The organism is uncultured Dysgonomonas sp. (genome assembly GCF_900079725.1).
In the GTDB taxonomy this organism is placed as follows: domain Bacteria; phylum Bacteroidota; class Bacteroidia; order Bacteroidales; family Dysgonomonadaceae; genus Dysgonomonas.
This window is the reverse complement of record NZ_LT599032.1, coordinates 408,101-423,329: the sequence shown is the minus strand read 5'-3', so window position 1 is coordinate 423,329 and position 15,229 is coordinate 408,101. Positions and strand designations below refer to the sequence as shown.

Below are 15,229 nucleotides of genomic sequence, written 5' to 3'. Positions count from 1 at the left end.
ACGGCTCTATAAATAGCAGGGAACACCAAAAGCCGTTTTACTTGTCAAGCACCCATCACGGGTTTGGAAAACCCAGTTTTCGTATTAGTTTGTTTCTTCTGTTTCTTTTTTAGCTTTTCCGTAATCGGGGTCTATTTTTAGTAGGGATACCGCGATAATCGGAATTATACTGCATATCATCACCCAGATAAAGAAGTGATTGTATCCCAACTGCTCTTGCAGCCATCCCGCAAACATACCCGGTAGCATCATGCCGGCGGCCATTAGTCCTGTACAGAACGCATAGTGTGCTGTTTTATGCTTCCCTTCGGAGAAATACATCAGATAAAGCATATACGCGGTGAATCCGAATCCGTAACCAAATTGCTCTATAAATACACATATATTGATTACAAGCAGATTGTCCGTTTGTGAGAAACTAAGATACAGAAATGTTGCTATAGTCAGCAGCATGCTTAGTGTCATAGGCCATAACCATTTTTTGAGACCGCCACGCGCTGCAATAAATCCTCCGATTATGCCGCCGAGAGTAAGCCCTATAATACCTACCGTACCGTATACTAATCCGACTTCGCCAGTCGTAAGTCCGAGTCCTCCCACATCTTTAGGGTCGAGGAGAAACGGATTGATAAGTTTAATAACCTGTGCTTCCGAGAAGCGGAATGTAAGCATGAAGAATATCGCCGTCCATACCTGTGGCTTTTTGAAGAAAGTGGCGAATGTGACGCCAAACTCTTCAAATATTGATTTTGCAGTTACATGAGCGTGCGGCTTATCCGAATCGGGTTTGGGCAACATTACTTTATGATAGAAGCCAAAGAAGACAAACAGACCCGCCAAAACAAGGAATGTTATAGACCATGCAAATGGAATATTACCCGATAATCCCTTATATTCCACAGAACTGTTTGCTGCCAGCTTAGAGTCGACCTGAAATACCATATATGCAGGCCTATCCCAGTTATTTTCGTTGAAAGATAAGCGGTCACCTTCTATGAGTGCAATACTTTTATCTCCTCTGTTCATCGTAGTATTCAATACCATCGTTTTGCCATGTTCCGGTTCTTTAGATAAGGTGACAGTTGCTACTGCAACATTACCCACATGTTCCGATTTGGCTACATACCTTTTTTCTCCGAATGTGTCTTTTATCCAGCCACCGAGAGGTTTGGAGACATTTGTTTTCCACCATCCGTCATCATTCTTTTTTGTTTCTACGTTTTTTATAACAAAACCATTATCCAGATTCAGGGTGGATATGCTGTCGAGAAAGATTTTCAGGCTGTCTTTGTTTACGCCATGTGTACCTATTCGCAGATTGTCATTATGGACAATAAAGTGGATTTCGCCATCCTGAGGAGCGATATTCTGAATCTGAGGGATATACAATGTAGATTGGGTATACTGTGGGGATGCATCTATATTTATCTTTACGGGTTCACAACCGGTACTGCTTTCGAGGAAGCCGGCAAGTATAATAAGTATTCCCTGTCCGAATACCGTTGCTATACGGTAGAAAGTACTTCTGATACCTACATATTTGGCTTGCTGGTTCGTATCGAGTCCCAACATATAAAAACCGTCGGCAGCAATATCATGTGTCGCGGAACTAAACGCTAACAGAGCAAAGATGGCCAGTGTAGCCTGAAAGAAGAAGGGAACGGGTATGGTAAATGCAATACCTGCAAATCCTGCACCGATGAGCAGTTGCATAGCTACAATCCACCAGCGTTTTGTCTTTAGCAAATCTACAAACGGACTCCACAAAAATTTTATTACCCATGGCAGATATAACCAGCTGGTATATAAAGCTATGTCGGTATTCGATATCCCCATCCGTTTGTACATAATGATGGATATCGTTTGCACTGCAACATATGGTAATCCTTCGGCTAAGTATAGCGTCGGAATCCATGCCCATGGCGATTTTTTGTTGTTTTTCATAAAGGTGAGTTTTGAGTATTATTCACTTTTCACTCTTCGTTTTTCATTTATAATTCTTCTCTATTCTTGCACCCACATAATAATGCAGTAATATTTTATCATAAGAATATCCTTTTTCTCCCATCATCGCTGCTCCTATCTGGCAAAGTCCTACACCATGTCCCCAACCTGCACCTGTGAGGGTGAAACTATTGTCCGTTTTATCTACAATAAAAGCCGAACTGTAAAGATGTGATGTAGACAAAATACGGCGTATCTCCAGTTCTTTACCTATAATCATTGTCTTTTTAGACCCTACGATCTTCAGCTTTATCAGACGGCCTGAAGTTCCTCTTTCGATAGGGATGAGTTCGTAAATAGTGCCGAAGTCGATACCGGAGCGTTTCTGAATCAGGGTTGATATTTCATCTTGTGAATATGTGACTTGCCAACGATAGAAGTCTGTCGTTTCCTGGTCATAATTATTCAATACTTGTCCTAATATTTTTTTATCCTGTGTATTACAAAATGCAGCAGGACGTGATTCTATCCATTTTACAGACTCCTGTTCGATGGTGAGATCGGGAATATCCGTATTGTTTTCGTTGTCCCGTAATTTTACCAGATAAGGATATTTTATATCTTCCCAGCAATTCTGGAATTCTTCCACAACACCACCGCAGCATTTCGAGAAACGGGCATCACATATCTTATTTTCCGACATTAATACTTGTCCCCGAGTTTCTTTTATAGCCTGACGGACAGTGTCGATATTTGCAGAAGCACGGGTTATTCCCTGGTAGCGCTGGCAATGGTCGTCCGCGCATACATCAAAGTTGAGGTGGTCTTCCCGGTCGTACCAGCGAATAATTTCATCCCCGGTTTCGGTGAAAGTAGTATATTTTTCTTTATTTGCTACTATTTCCTTGTTCTTCTCTATCTGAGCTAATAGCCAGCTACGAGAGATAACTGCATGGGCTTTTAGTAATTCCAAAGAAGCTGTCGCACTCATTTCGGACGATATGACGCTGGTAAGATAATCTTCTATTTTGATTATATTGATGGCTGTAATTTCATTGTTTTCCACTATCAGTTTCAATGCACCCTGAAACCGCTGGTCTTCTTTTCGCTCCCAGTGAAAATTGATTCCGATAGTTACCTCTTTTAGCGTGAATGATGCTTCGTTATCATTAGGAATAAAGAGTAATTCTCTATAAAAACTATTGTTCCAGGATATTAGTCCGTATTTGCAGGATACGGATTGCTTGCCTGTCACTTCATTTTTCTGACAAATATATTGCTTGTCGAGTACGAAAGATATTTCCTTGTTCCACAAAACGCCCACACTTACTTCCGGTTCCATATTGTTACAGGTTTATGATCTTATTTATAATGGCTTGTATCTTCTCATTACTGATGCATATTTCTTTCAGGATGCCTTCAATGTCTTTAGCAGTTATCTTGTCATAATCTTTTTCTAATGGCGTGATAAATACACCACCTAAATCTACAGCTGCCGGACTAATAAGTAAATTACCTTCCCCTTCGGTAAAGAAACACGTCGGGCGATGTTTTTCACGAGGGAATATACAGCTATAAAACTTACCTTCTTCGTGCCAGCATAGAATGTTCATCATAGGTTCTTTATCTCCATCGTTCCAATCGAGTAAAGCATATAGCTTTTTGAAAAAGATAACAGCATCGTCTTTATTTGTGGCCTCCAACAAAAAGAAATTGCGAAGATATTCCTTTACAGCATATACGGTTAGGCCTTCCGATTTATATATCTCCTCTTTGGCAATACTCCAAATGTCTTTCTCGATGGGGAGAAACCCTTTTATTCCTGCCTGAAAATGGGCATGGTCTGGAGCCGATGCCCCACATTTAGGGCCATTGTAAAACAAGGTATATTCACTGAGGCATTTAGCAAGATCGAGCATATCTCCATATCTGTTCACTATCAGTTGGTCCACATGATTGTATGTCGGTATTGTGAAGTGTTCGGGAAAAATAGGATAGGGGTTTACCAGTATCTGATAGTCTGTGCCAAATGGAGTGCCTTCTTGCTCTGCAGGCAGATTCTGCGGGCAAAGAAAGCATTTCCTTTCCTGAATGGACTTTGCGTCTACTTTTGCGGCAGATGACAGGATACGTGCGGGATTGAACTGTACCCTTACAGAGAAGTCTCCAAAAGAGAAATCCCTGGACTTCACTTTTTCTAGAGCCTTATAATTAACTCTGGCGAGTTCCCATTTTTCGAGTTGCGAACGGAACAGTTCCCTTATCTTGAGAGAGGATGCAGTCATGTTTTTTATTTTTTATTCAAAGCTATACGGGCTTCCAGTTCCCATGTGCGGATCCTGTCTTTATAGGTATTGTGGTTATTCATCTTTACTATATCGAGCGAAGCATCTGAATTATCGTCCCAGCGGCGGCACAGATATAGAACGTCATAGATACGTCCAATCTGGTATTCCCGTGAAAAATGCAAGCCTAAGGCATAATCTTCTCCGTAGCTGGTGTTCGGTACCTTTATCTCCCTTAGTACAGGAGTATAGAATGCGCGGGGAGCGCCGAGTCCGTTGATACGCAATGCATTATTGCGGCCGTTTTCCGGAGTCCATTCCTTGTGATCGATAATACCCGGTGGTATCATCTTCATATCGAAGTCGGTGAGCATATATGTGCCTACTACCATCGCACAATTCTGTTCGTAGAAAGCATCCACTATCTTTTGCAGTGTATTTTCGTCCGAATATACATCATCGCTATCGAGCTGTATGGCGAATTTACCACATTTAGGGTGATGCACGCCCGCATTCCAGCAGCCGCCTATTCCCAATTCTTTATTTTCGGGTATAATATGTACCAAACGGTTGTCGGAAGCAAATTTATCAATGGCTTCAGTTGTTCCGTCTGTAGAGTAATTGTCGATAACGATGAGGTTAAATTTGAAGTTGGTCTTCTGGTTCAGAACCGATTTTATAGCGTCTCCGATGGTTCGTATACGGTTACGGACCGGAATAATGACGGATGCTTCGTATTCGAAATCAAATTTATTAAATTCAACTTTCCTGAATTGTGGAGCCAGGTAGCCGCCAATTTTCTTCAGATGGTCTGTACAGGCCTCCTCCATCTCTATCTGTACCTGACGGTTTTTAGGGTCTACGTAATCGAATATCTTCTCACCGCTTTTGCGCGTGTCGTTCTCTATTTCGGTATATAAATATTCATTGATATGAACCAGGTTGGCAGCTTGGGATACTTTCAGGCGTAAGTCGTAAATTCCGGCGAATTTGTATTCTTTATCCATCCTATCCACAGCTTTTTTCAATTCGCTTGTTTTATATAATATAAGGGATCCGAAATTGAAATCGTCCCTCAAACTACCCTTTTGATAAGCGATAAGGGGATTGTTTTTCTTTTCTTCGCCAATTACCTGATAATGGTCGGCATAAACAAATCCGGCATCTGAATCTTTGATTATCTGTAACATGCGGTCGAGGGCAAACATGCCTAGACGAAGGTCGGCTGATTTGGTGTAAATCAATGTATAATCAGTATCCGCTTTTGCTGCAATCTTTTTTATCGTGGCCGTTGAACGTAGAGAATCAATGCCGATTGTTTCACAGCCATTTATCATATCTTTGGTGTCATTGTCTGTTAACAAATAAATCTTGTTGGACAGTGACGATTGTTTCAGGGTGATAACTGTATTCTTAGCCTGTTCGGTGCTTTGGAAAGGTATAAAACAATTGATTTTCATTTTTATGCCGGTTTTATTGTTATATATTAGTTACAAGTTATAATTTGATCTGTTGAAATTAGAAGCAAGTGATACCAATGTTTTATATAACCGATAAACAGGTTGTTGTGTATATAGATTAATAAATCCTTTTCAGCATTCTTTTAAGGTCGTGAATCACTTAGTACAAATTTATATTCTATATCCTAAATAAGATGATGCGAGGTGTTAAATTATAATTCAATTAATATTTATTATATGTTAGATACATATTTTCACAAATATTTATCGCTCTTATGATATTCAATTAAGCCTTTGATAGGATTCTCTATTATTATATCTATATGAATATTAAGTTCGTCGGCTATCTCCCTGATAATATCGGCATACATATTGGCAATAGTGCCTACTACTCTGACCGGATACTCCGTGTAATCGTATTGCAGGATATTTCTTTCGAAGAAGGAACGTAGATTGCGATATACCAGATTTTTTACATACGGGTCGTCCATATGATCGTATAAGAAATAAGACATGACGGATAGTAGTTTGTTCGGGAAGGGTTTTGTATATACATAGTCTATTATCTCGTCGGGGGTGATCTTATATTTTTCGTAGAATAATTCTGCTAGCATTGCAGGAGCAAGACCTTTCAGGCAATCGGCAACGAATGTTTTTCCCATCGAAGCGCCGCTACCTTCATCGCCGAGGATATATCCAAGCGATTTTATGTTTTTTATTATGTCAGTCCCATCATAAAAACATGAGTTAGATCCGGTGCCTAATATACAGGCTATTCCGGCCTTATCCTGAAATAATGCTCTGGCCGATCCTAAAAGGTCACTCTCTATTACGGCAGGAGTTCTGAATTGCGCCTCAAACGACGCTTTTACAATACCTTTTTTTTCGGGGGAAGAGCAACCTGCGCCATAAAAATAAATTGTATGAAACTTTGCCCTGAAAAATATCTGGGGAAGCTGTATTCGAATCAGGCGGCTAATCTCTTTCCGTGACTGAAAAAAGGGATTAATACCATCCGACAGGAAATGGGCTGCGATGCCTTCCCTGTCTACCAAACACCATTCGGTTTTTGTAGAGCCACTTTCTGCGATTAAGATCACAAGTTCGTTAATTTATTTTTCTGCAAAGATATAAAAAATAGATATGCGGTTTAACTCTTTAGGGCTTATTAGATTTTATGAATTTTAAATGTGCCTGAAAAATAATGATTTTTAATAAAAATACCGGAATTACCCTAAATTATCACACAAATAAACACTATTATTAATAATGTGTAAACTTAGATTTATTGATTTCAAATTGATAAGTTAATTTAGAAAAGTATCTTACATTTGCGGAAATATATATTTCATTATTTACTTAAAATATCCACTATGAAACCTTTATTACTTACATTGTTCCTGCTTTTACCTTTGACTTTTTTTGCTCAAAGCAAACTTGCATATGTCAATGTTGACGAAGTTTTTTCCAAAATGCCGGAATTAAAAGATGTAGAGACAAAACTATCGACAAAGAACGAGGCGGTAAAAAAGAGCCTGACTGCTATGCAAACCGAATACAATCAGATGCTCGAAAGATATGGGAAAACCCCTACCGATAGTATAACTCAGGCAATTGCTGAAGACAGACAAAAACAAATGATGGATTTTCAGGAAAGATATCGTGTGTTTTCAAATAATAGCCAACAGGAATTGGAAAAAGAGCAACAAACACTTCTGGCTCCATTACAACAGAAATTGATGAAAGCAATAAAAGATGTTGGAGAAGAAAATGGCTATACTTATATACTCAACTCGGGCACTTTGCTCCATATAGGAGCCGATGCTAAAGATGCCAATGCTCAAGTGAAGGCCAAATTGGGAATTACAAATTAATGTTGTTCATGCCGAACAATTAATTACTTATTTACAAACAGAAGAAAGGCTTCGGATGTTTCATTCAAAGCCTTTCTTATATCAGTATAATATCTGCCTTATCAGATATTTTCCATATTTCTTTTTACAAAGTTATTCAATGCTTCCCCTTTCAGCATACCGTTCGATAAGAGTGCAAGATCTATCAATTGGCGGATATCTCTATTCTCTGTAGCATACAAGTTTACAGCTTCCTTGTCTTTGTTATCAATATCACCCATAATCTTTTTGATAAGCGGATGTTCTATATTTAATACCAGATTAAAGCTGTTAGGCATCTCTCCATAAAATCCCATACCGGTTTGCATGGCCGACATTTCTTTCATCCGACGCATAAATTCGTTTTGAGTTATCTGGATTGGCTGAGCCTTTTCGTCTAAAGCTTTATAATCTATGATAAATTCAGTCTTCTCTATCTTTGGAAGTTGGGATGTGAAGGCTTCGTTCAACTCTTCTTTCTGCTTATCGGTCAGATTAACTTCTTTGCTATCTTCTTTCGGAATAAGGTTGTCGATAGTGTCGGCATCTACTCTGACAAACTTACTTTTTTCAAATTTTTGTTCCAGCATGCCGGCCATATGGACATCGAGTTGCCCATCGAAAAGAATCACATCGTAGCCTTTGTCTTTAGCCGTATTGATATAAAAATATTGTTCGTCCTTATTACTTGCATATAGATATATAAGGTTACCGTCTTTATCTGTTTGATCTGATGAGATCAATGTCTTGTATTCTTCAAATGTAAATGCTTTGGCATCCGTATTCTTTAGCAGGCATATTTTCTGTGCACGTTCATAGAACTTATCATCTGTGAGCATGCCATATTCTATAAATATTTTCAGGCTATCCCATTTTTCTTCAAACCGTGAGCGGTCATTCTTGAATATTTCTTCAAGGCGATCAGCTACTTTTTTAGTAATATGATTCGATATTTTCTTCACATTCTGGTCACTTTGCAGGTAAGAACGTGAAACGTTGAGCGGAATATCCGGAGAATCAAGAACCCCGTGCATCAATGTTAGAAATTCCGGAACAATACCTTCTACCGAATCGGTAACGAATACCTGATTGCTATAAAGCTGAATCTTGTTACGGTTCATGTCCACATTGCTCTTTATTTGCGGAAAATAAAGCACACCTGTCAGTTTGAACGGGTAGTCTACATTCAGGTGTATCCAGAACATGGGCTCGTCAGAAAATGGATAAAGTTCCTGATAGAATTTTTTATAATCTTCGTCTTTCAGATCTGCAGGTTTGCGTGTCCAAAGCGGATTGGTATCATTTATTACATTGTCTTCTTCTGTTTCTACTGATTTTCCGTCTTTCCATTCTGTTTTTTTACCAAAAACAATTGGTACAGGTAGGAAACGACAGTATTTTTTTAGTAATTTATCAATCTCTCCTTGTTCTAGGAAATTCTTGTTTTCGTCATCTATATATAATATTATGTCTGTGCCCCGCTCAGCTTTTTCTACAGCTTCTATAGTATATTTCGGCGAACCGTCACAGCTCCATTTAACAGCTTCTGCTCCTTCTTTAAATGATCTGGTGATGATTTCCACTTTCTTGGACACCATAAAGGACGAATAGAACCCAAGGCCAAAATGACCAATTATAGAATTGGCATCTTTCTTATATTTATCAAGGAATTCGTTTGCCGAAGAGAATGCAATCTGATTTATATACTTATCTATCTCTTCATTTGTCATACCAATACCGTTGTCGGATATTGTAAGTGTGCCGTTATCCTTATCTATTTTAACTTTTACTGAAAGATTTCCCAGTTCACCTTTGAATTCTCCTAAAGAAGCGTATGTTTTTAACTTTTGGGAGGCATCAACGGCATTAGAAACTAGTTCACGAAGAAAAATTTCATGATCACTATATAAAAATTTCTTTATAATTGGGAAAATATTCTCAGTTGTAACCCCAATTTTACCATTTTGTTGCATGTTATTAATATTTTAATTCGTATATTTGTTTTTGTAGTACGTGGAGACAAAATAAGTGCCAAATATATTCGTAATGACATTTTGTCGGAGGCCTAAAAGTATTATTTATATAGATTTTTAGTTAATAGAAATTATTTATAATACATATACTCTCTCAGGTTGTTTTTTAGTTTTCTGATTATCAAAGAATTAAAATTAAAGATTTCAATAATTAACATTTTTATTTAACAAATAAACTAATTTTTAACTAAAATGAGAAAAAGTATTTACCTTTGTTTTAACAACAGGGAAATATGAAATACCTGCTGCAACTATAAAATAAATTAAACAATATTTCGCCAACTTAATACTTAATAAACGATGGCAACACTAGATAAAAATAATAAAGGTTTTGAAGATAAGTTGATAGACTTACAAAACAATATGATGAATTTTGCACTAACCCTTACATCAAATAGAGAAGAAGCTAAAGATCTGTTGCAGGAAACAACTCTGAGAGCTTTGGATAATAGGGAAAAGTATTACGAAAATGTTAATTTTAAAGGTTGGGTGTTTACTATAATGCATAATATATTTGTAAACAACTACCGTCGTGTGGTTCGCAGCCAAACAATGATTGACCAAACAGAGAATTTATATCATCTGAATATGCCTCAGGATTCGGGATTCGACACACCGGAAGGTGCGTATACTGTATCTGAAATATCCAGAGTAATAAACAGCTTTTCAGATGAGTATAAAGTTCCTTTCTCAATGCATGTTACAGGATTTAAATACGAAGAAATAGCTCAGCAATTAAGCCTGCCTATAGGTACTGTAAAGAGCCGTATTTTCTTCGCCAGAAAACGCCTTCAGGAATTATTAGCTGACTATAAATTCCAGGACAGAGAATGATATTATTCCTACTTTGATAATACAGCCTGCAAAATACTTGCAGGCTTTTTTTATATCTTTACCTCTCATTTATTCATATTTATAGAAATGAAGCAGAAAATATATCAGATAGATGCCTTTGCTAATAAGGTTTTTACAGGCAATCCGGCTGCAGTTTGTCCGCTGAAAGAATGGCTGAGCAATGATATCCTACAAAGCATAGCAATGGAGAATAATCTGGCAGAGACAGCTTTCTATGTGAAAAAGGATAGCTTTTACGAACTTCGTTGGTTTACCCCTGCTACCGAGGTTGATCTGTGTGGACATGCCACTCTGGCTGCTGCATATACATTATTCAATCTTGAGGGACATAATGACGATATTATTTACTTCCATTCTCCCAGGAGCGGAAGACTGACTGTGAAAAGAGAAGGAGGTTTCCTTACATTGAATTTTCCTACCGATAGCTTTGTAGAAACAGAACTCTCCAGCGAACTTACCGATGGCTTCAACCTAAAGCCCCAAAAAGCATTTAAAGGAAAGACGGATTATCTCCTTATCTTCAGGAATGAATCGGAGATAAAAGATATAATCCCCAATTTCGATATAATATCCAAAGTAGAGGCCCGTGGTATAATCGTATCGGCAAAGGGTGATGAAGTTGATTTCGTTTCCAGGTTCTTTGCTCCGCAGGTTGGTGTGAATGAAGATCCTGTAACAGGTTCGGCTCATACCACACTAACTCCTTATTGGGCTGCGCAGCTTGGAAAAGACGAAATGACCGCCATTCAGTTATCGAAGCGGAAAGGATATCTTAAATGCAAATATCTGGGTGACCGCGTAGAAATCAGTGGACAGGGCAAACTCTATATGATTGGAGAAATACATCTGGACTAAAGATCATTTACCAGAATATTCACTTCCCTGCATAGATCGAGTACCGGATCGGCTTCGGGATATAGTAATGCTTCGGGGATAGCATGGAAATCCGCACCCCAGAAAGCGGCATTATTCGGTATTTCAAATTTTGCCACGAGCCTGTTGTTGAAATCCAGTTCGCCTTTTGTTTCGTAGTTGTCCGATATACCATCTGTCCCTACCAGATAGCCTTCCTGAAAATACGGTCGTAAGGCCGGAGGCGGGCAAATGCTGAGGAGGCGTATGTTGATAATATCGTGTTCCGAATTGATACTTATACGATTGGTAAGATAGGGTAGGGCAAAAATGAAAACATAAGCCCTGTCCGTTTTATTGTTTAGTGTAGCAAATGAACATGCCACACGCAGCGAATGTGTAAAATCAATAAAAGGTGTAGGACAAACTTCATAATGTTGAAGAATACTCCATTGTATATTTCTTCTTTTCTTTATCTCCCTGTAACCTTCAATCTGTTGCTTTTCTGCCAGATCGGACAATATACGTCCTGCTGCTTTCAATTTTCGGAAACGTTCTGTCAGTTCTTTTTGAGGCAGATAATCACCACGATAGATTGTGGGATAAAATGTAGATGATCCTGCCTTGTTCCTGTAATCGCCATTCTGTCCGCGATAAAACAACAGATGATCTTTATTCTTAAATGATAGTCCGGCCACATGCTCTACCAGTTCTCTGAAAGTTTCTATTCTATAAGCCGGCTTATCTCCTATACGTTCTTTTTGGGGATTGCCAAAATGATTGAATAGTTCAGCTGTCAGTGTCGGTGTTATTTTTCTCATCTGTCCGGTAAATTATTCTATTCTGTACAATAATCGTATTCTACAACTGTTTCCCATCCATTTTTGATATACTTGGAATCAACAGAGAATTCAGCCGCACCTATATCCAGATCATCAGAACAAGGAATCCTGTAATGCCCCCATGCACAACGTTTCGACGATTTTATGGCAGGATTATAGCTGGCCCATGTACCAAGAAACTGATTGTTGCAATAGCCATCGGCATCGGACATCAGATCGTCATACAAAAGATTTCCATCTTCATCTATATACCAGTAGGTAACCAGTTTACCTAAAAAAATACCACTGTTTTTTTGCTCCTTATTTTCGCTGAAAGAAAAATCAGCCATAATATATCCTTGACTGACAGGTTGCGTTTCCACTTCTTCGTCCGCATCCACATCGATGTTTTTGTATTCCCTGATACCTGTAATTTTTATTGTACCTTCAAAGTCGCAAATGTTTGTTTTTACTTTCGAATTGCCTTTAACACGATAGCTGTTTGCCGAGGTACGCTCTATCTCTGTAAAATAGATATGCAAGCGTTGATAGTCATTTCCTATATATCCGAGATAACATGTCTGGCTATCGAGCCACAAGGGGGAAAAATCAAGATCGTCCAGGAAACCCGGCTCCGGAGAAACGGTTTCCGCTTCCAATACAAAATCCTTTATCCATTCATCAGCACTACAATTGGTCTGTGCATGCACAGACAGCGCTATACTCATCAAAAACACACACAAGACCTTTTTCATTTATATAATATTTTTTTTAGTTCCTCGTCTGTCAGATTTTCTCCCACTTCATCGAATGTCAGCCTGAATGTACATCCGGCTTTCCATTCCGAACAGCCATAGGCCGTTTTTCCTCTCAGTACCGTCCCTTTTTTACATAGAGGACAGAGAAGAGGCTGTTGTGCGGATTGTGTTTGAGCTATTTTTTCCGTTTTTTCCTTTTTTGCTCTCGGTTTTCGTTCCGATGCAGTCTTTTTCTCTTTTGGTGCTTTTTGTTTTGGCTTTTCTGATTCCTCCTTCACAGCTGCTTCTATTGTTATCCGGCTGCCCCAGTCACTTTTTACATTGGTTACAATCTCGGTAAGCATCTGTTTCAGTTCGTCGATAAACTGGCGAGGATCGTATTCACTCTTCTCTATCTGGCGGAGTTTCTTTTCCCATAGTCCCGTAAGCTCTGCCGATTTCAACAATTCTTCCTTAATTGTGCCTATCAGTTCCACGCCAGTCTGCGTAGCATAGAGGTTTTTACGTTCCTTACGGATATAGTTGCGTTTAAATAATGTTTCTATTATAGCGGCACGTGTCGACGGGCGTCCTATACCGTTTTCTTTCAGGGCATCACGCAGTTCATCGTCTTCTACCAGTTTACCTGCGGTTTCCATCGCCCGCAGCAGGGTTGCCTCAGTATAATACTTGGGTGGTTGTGTCCATTTTTCGTTCAGTGCAGGCTCATGCGGACCTTTTTCACCTTTTACGAATGGAGGGAGTATATTATCATCTTCCTTGTCTGCTTCCTCTTCTTCCTGATTAGGATTGTTAGGATTGTTCGTAGGTCTTTCGAAGACTACGCGCCATCCGGGTTCGAGTATTTGCTTACCTGTTACCTTAAACTCTACTTTGGCAGCTTCGCCCAATACGGTAGTAGTGGAAATCTTACAATTAGGGTAGAAGGCAGCAATAAAACGGCGGGTAATAAGGTCGTACACTTTACGTTCTTCGGCCGATATAGCGTTGGCTCTTACTCCTGTAGGTATGATGGCATGGTGGTCGGTGACCTTGCTGTTATCGAATACCTTTTTCGACTTTGGTATTTTAGGCAATGCCAATACCGGCTTGGTCAATTCCTCATACCCCGCTAAGCCTCTTAGTATAGCGGGTACCTTCGGATACATATCGTCGCTCAGATAAGTGGTATCTACGCGGGGGTAAGTGGTTAGTTTCTTCTCATATAGGGATTGTATCGTTTTCAATGTATCTTCTGCCGAGAAAGCGAATTTCTTATTACATTCTACCTGTAATGCAGTGAGGTCGAACAGGCGGGGGGCCAACTCTTCACCGTTCTTTGTGGTAACGCCCGTTACTTCAAATTCAGACAGCTTTATTTCTTCAAGGAATTTTTCGCCTTCTTCTTTCGAGGTGAAACGACCTTTAGTTGCCGAAAATGTCGTTTCTCTGTACACCGTTTTTAGTTCCCAATACGGTTCGGGTTTGAAGTTTTCTATTTCAAGCTGACGGTTTACTATCAGTGCCAGAGTTGGAGTTTGTACCCTACCGATAGATAATACAGAACGGTTTTGTCCGTACTTTACGGTGTACAATCGTGTTGCGTTCATTCCCAGTAGCCAGTCGCCGATAGCCCGGGACAATCCCGCTTCATAAAGTTTATCGAATGTGGTCTGATCTTTCAGATTGTTGAATCCTTCACGAATAGAGTCTTCTGTAAGTGAAGATATCCACAAACGCTTTACCGGAGCTTTATTTTGCGCTTTCTGCATTACCCATCGCTGAATAAGTTCACCTTCTTGTCCGGCATCACCGCAGTTAATCACTTCATCAGCTTCAGACATTAGTTTTTCTATTACAGAAAACTGCTTTTTCACACCTTCGTTTTCGATAAGCCTGATGCCGAAGCGGGGCGGAATCATAGGCAATAAGTCCAGTGACCACTGCTTCCACTGAGGTGCATATTCGTGCGGTTCTTTGAGTGTGCAGAAATGCCCGAATGTCCATGTCACCTGATAGCCGTTACCCTCAAAATATCCATCCCTACGGGTATTTGCCCCTAGTATATTGGCTATTTCACGAGCTACGCTTGGTTTTTCGGCTATACAGACTTTCATGTTTTATAGAGTTATAAGAAGGGTTTTTAGTATTTATTAACTGTGTATAGTTAAAAAGTAACAGAAGTAACGGAAAACGATTAATAATTAAGAATGAACGATTAATAATTATTTTGTCATGCTAAGTAGTGTGAAGCACCTCCTTTATTAAAAGGTAACAAAGGTAACACCTTTTTTTCTACTTGTTGTTCTTTCAAAACTTGACAAACTTGACACTTTTACACTATTTCTAT

The 15,229-nt window shown here is 39.2% G+C and carries 12 protein-coding genes; 3 read left to right on the top strand and 9 right to left on the bottom strand.

The genetic code is table 11. The annotated features are described in order from the left end of the window. Positions 1 to 84: 84 nt before the first annotated feature. From QZL88_RS01710 to QZL88_RS01690, 5 genes are all read right to left on the bottom strand, one after another. Positions 85 to 1,944, bottom strand: a complete 1,860-nt coding sequence (locus tag QZL88_RS01710) for an MFS transporter (RefSeq protein ID WP_296938270.1) — start codon at positions 1,942 to 1,944, stop codon at positions 85 to 87. A 43-nt stretch (positions 1,945 to 1,987) separates the two neighbouring features. Continuing rightward, positions 1,988 to 3,286: a SpoIID/LytB domain-containing protein gene (locus QZL88_RS01705; protein ID WP_296938269.1), complete on the bottom strand. Its 1,299-nt coding sequence runs from the start codon at positions 3,284 to 3,286 to the stop codon at positions 1,988 to 1,990. A gap of 4 nt (positions 3,287 to 3,290) precedes the next feature. Beyond that, positions 3,291 to 4,229, bottom strand: a complete 939-nt coding sequence (locus QZL88_RS01700; RefSeq protein ID WP_296938268.1) for a DUF4922 domain-containing protein — start codon at positions 4,227 to 4,229, stop codon at positions 3,291 to 3,293. A 5-nt stretch (positions 4,230 to 4,234) separates the two neighbouring features. Then, positions 4,235 to 5,689: a glycosyltransferase family A protein gene (locus QZL88_RS01695; protein WP_296938267.1), complete on the bottom strand. Its 1,455-nt coding sequence runs from the start codon at positions 5,687 to 5,689 to the stop codon at positions 4,235 to 4,237. Between the two features lie 254 nt (positions 5,690 to 5,943). Continuing rightward, positions 5,944 to 6,789 carry a hypothetical protein gene (locus tag QZL88_RS01690; RefSeq protein WP_296938266.1) on the bottom strand — a complete coding sequence of 282 codons (846 nt, stop codon included), beginning with the start codon at positions 6,787 to 6,789 and terminating at the stop codon, positions 5,944 to 5,946. Positions 6,790 to 7,062: 273 nt separating this feature from the next. Here QZL88_RS01690 and QZL88_RS01685 point away from each other — a divergent pair, with 273 nt between their 5' ends. Beyond that, positions 7,063 to 7,563, top strand: a complete 501-nt coding sequence (locus QZL88_RS01685) for an OmpH family outer membrane protein (RefSeq protein WP_296938265.1) — start codon at positions 7,063 to 7,065, stop codon at positions 7,561 to 7,563. Between the two features lie 101 nt (positions 7,564 to 7,664). Here the strand turns inward: QZL88_RS01685 and htpG are convergent, their stop codons facing one another. Continuing rightward, positions 7,665 to 9,554, bottom strand: coding sequence for a molecular chaperone HtpG (gene htpG, locus QZL88_RS01680; protein ID WP_296938264.1), 1,890 nt, complete (start codon positions 9,552 to 9,554; stop codon positions 7,665 to 7,667). 360 nt (positions 9,555 to 9,914) lie between these two features. Here htpG and QZL88_RS01675 point away from each other — a divergent pair, with 360 nt between their 5' ends. Both QZL88_RS01675 and QZL88_RS01670 read left to right on the top strand, forming a co-directional pair. Continuing rightward, on the top strand, positions 9,915 to 10,448 hold the full coding sequence (locus tag QZL88_RS01675; RefSeq protein ID WP_006799307.1) for an RNA polymerase sigma factor: 534 nt from the start codon (positions 9,915 to 9,917) through the stop codon (positions 10,446 to 10,448). An 87-nt stretch (positions 10,449 to 10,535) separates the two neighbouring features. Then, positions 10,536 to 11,324 carry a PhzF family phenazine biosynthesis protein gene (locus QZL88_RS01670; RefSeq protein ID WP_296938263.1) on the top strand — a complete coding sequence of 263 codons (789 nt, stop codon included), beginning with the start codon at positions 10,536 to 10,538 and terminating at the stop codon, positions 11,322 to 11,324. On the opposite strand, the gene QZL88_RS01665 is transcribed toward QZL88_RS01670, so the two are convergent. From QZL88_RS01665 to QZL88_RS01655, 3 genes are read right to left on the bottom strand one after another with little or no spacing between them, the layout of a single operon-like run. Continuing rightward, a complete protein-coding gene (locus QZL88_RS01665; RefSeq protein WP_296938262.1) occupies positions 11,321 to 12,142 on the bottom strand; it encodes an FRG domain-containing protein in 822 nt (273 codons plus the stop codon). The two genes, QZL88_RS01670 and QZL88_RS01665, sit on opposite strands and share 4 nt — an antisense overlap. A 17-nt stretch (positions 12,143 to 12,159) precedes the next feature. Further along, positions 12,160 to 12,897, bottom strand: a complete 738-nt coding sequence (locus QZL88_RS01660; protein WP_296938261.1) for a hypothetical protein — start codon at positions 12,895 to 12,897, stop codon at positions 12,160 to 12,162. Beyond that, positions 12,894 to 14,996: a DNA topoisomerase 3 gene (locus QZL88_RS01655; protein ID WP_296938260.1), complete on the bottom strand. Its 2,103-nt coding sequence runs from the start codon at positions 14,994 to 14,996 to the stop codon at positions 12,894 to 12,896. Before QZL88_RS01655 ends, QZL88_RS01660 begins: the two co-directional genes overlap by 4 nt. Positions 14,997 to 15,229 lie beyond the last annotated feature (233 nt).

Coding starts and splice junctions, on each gene's coding strand:
- QZL88_RS01705 (WP_296938269.1), bottom strand. CDS start 3,286: ATGGAACCGGAAGTAAGTGTGGGCGTTTTGTGGAACAAGGAAATATCT.
- QZL88_RS01685 (WP_296938265.1), top strand. CDS start 7,063: ATGAAACCTTTATTACTTACATTGTTCCTGCTTTTACCTTTGACTTTT.
- QZL88_RS01660 (WP_296938261.1), bottom strand. CDS start 12,897: ATGAAAAAGGTCTTGTGTGTGTTTTTGATGAGTATAGCGCTGTCTGTG.
- QZL88_RS01695 (WP_296938267.1), bottom strand. CDS start 5,689: ATGAAAATCAATTGTTTTATACCTTTCCAAAGCACCGAACAGGCTAAG.
- QZL88_RS01700 (WP_296938268.1), bottom strand. CDS start 4,229: ATGACTGCATCCTCTCTCAAGATAAGGGAACTGTTCCGTTCGCAACTC.
- QZL88_RS01675 (WP_006799307.1), top strand. CDS start 9,915: ATGGCAACACTAGATAAAAATAATAAAGGTTTTGAAGATAAGTTGATA.
- htpG (WP_296938264.1), bottom strand. CDS start 9,554: ATGCAACAAAATGGTAAAATTGGGGTTACAACTGAGAATATTTTCCCA.
- QZL88_RS01710 (WP_296938270.1), bottom strand. CDS start 1,944: ATGAAAAACAACAAAAAATCGCCATGGGCATGGATTCCGACGCTATAC.
- QZL88_RS01670 (WP_296938263.1), top strand. CDS start 10,536: ATGAAGCAGAAAATATATCAGATAGATGCCTTTGCTAATAAGGTTTTT.
- QZL88_RS01655 (WP_296938260.1), bottom strand. CDS start 14,996: ATGAAAGTCTGTATAGCCGAAAAACCAAGCGTAGCTCGTGAAATAGCC.
- QZL88_RS01665 (WP_296938262.1), bottom strand. CDS start 12,142: ATGAGAAAAATAACACCGACACTGACAGCTGAACTATTCAATCATTTT.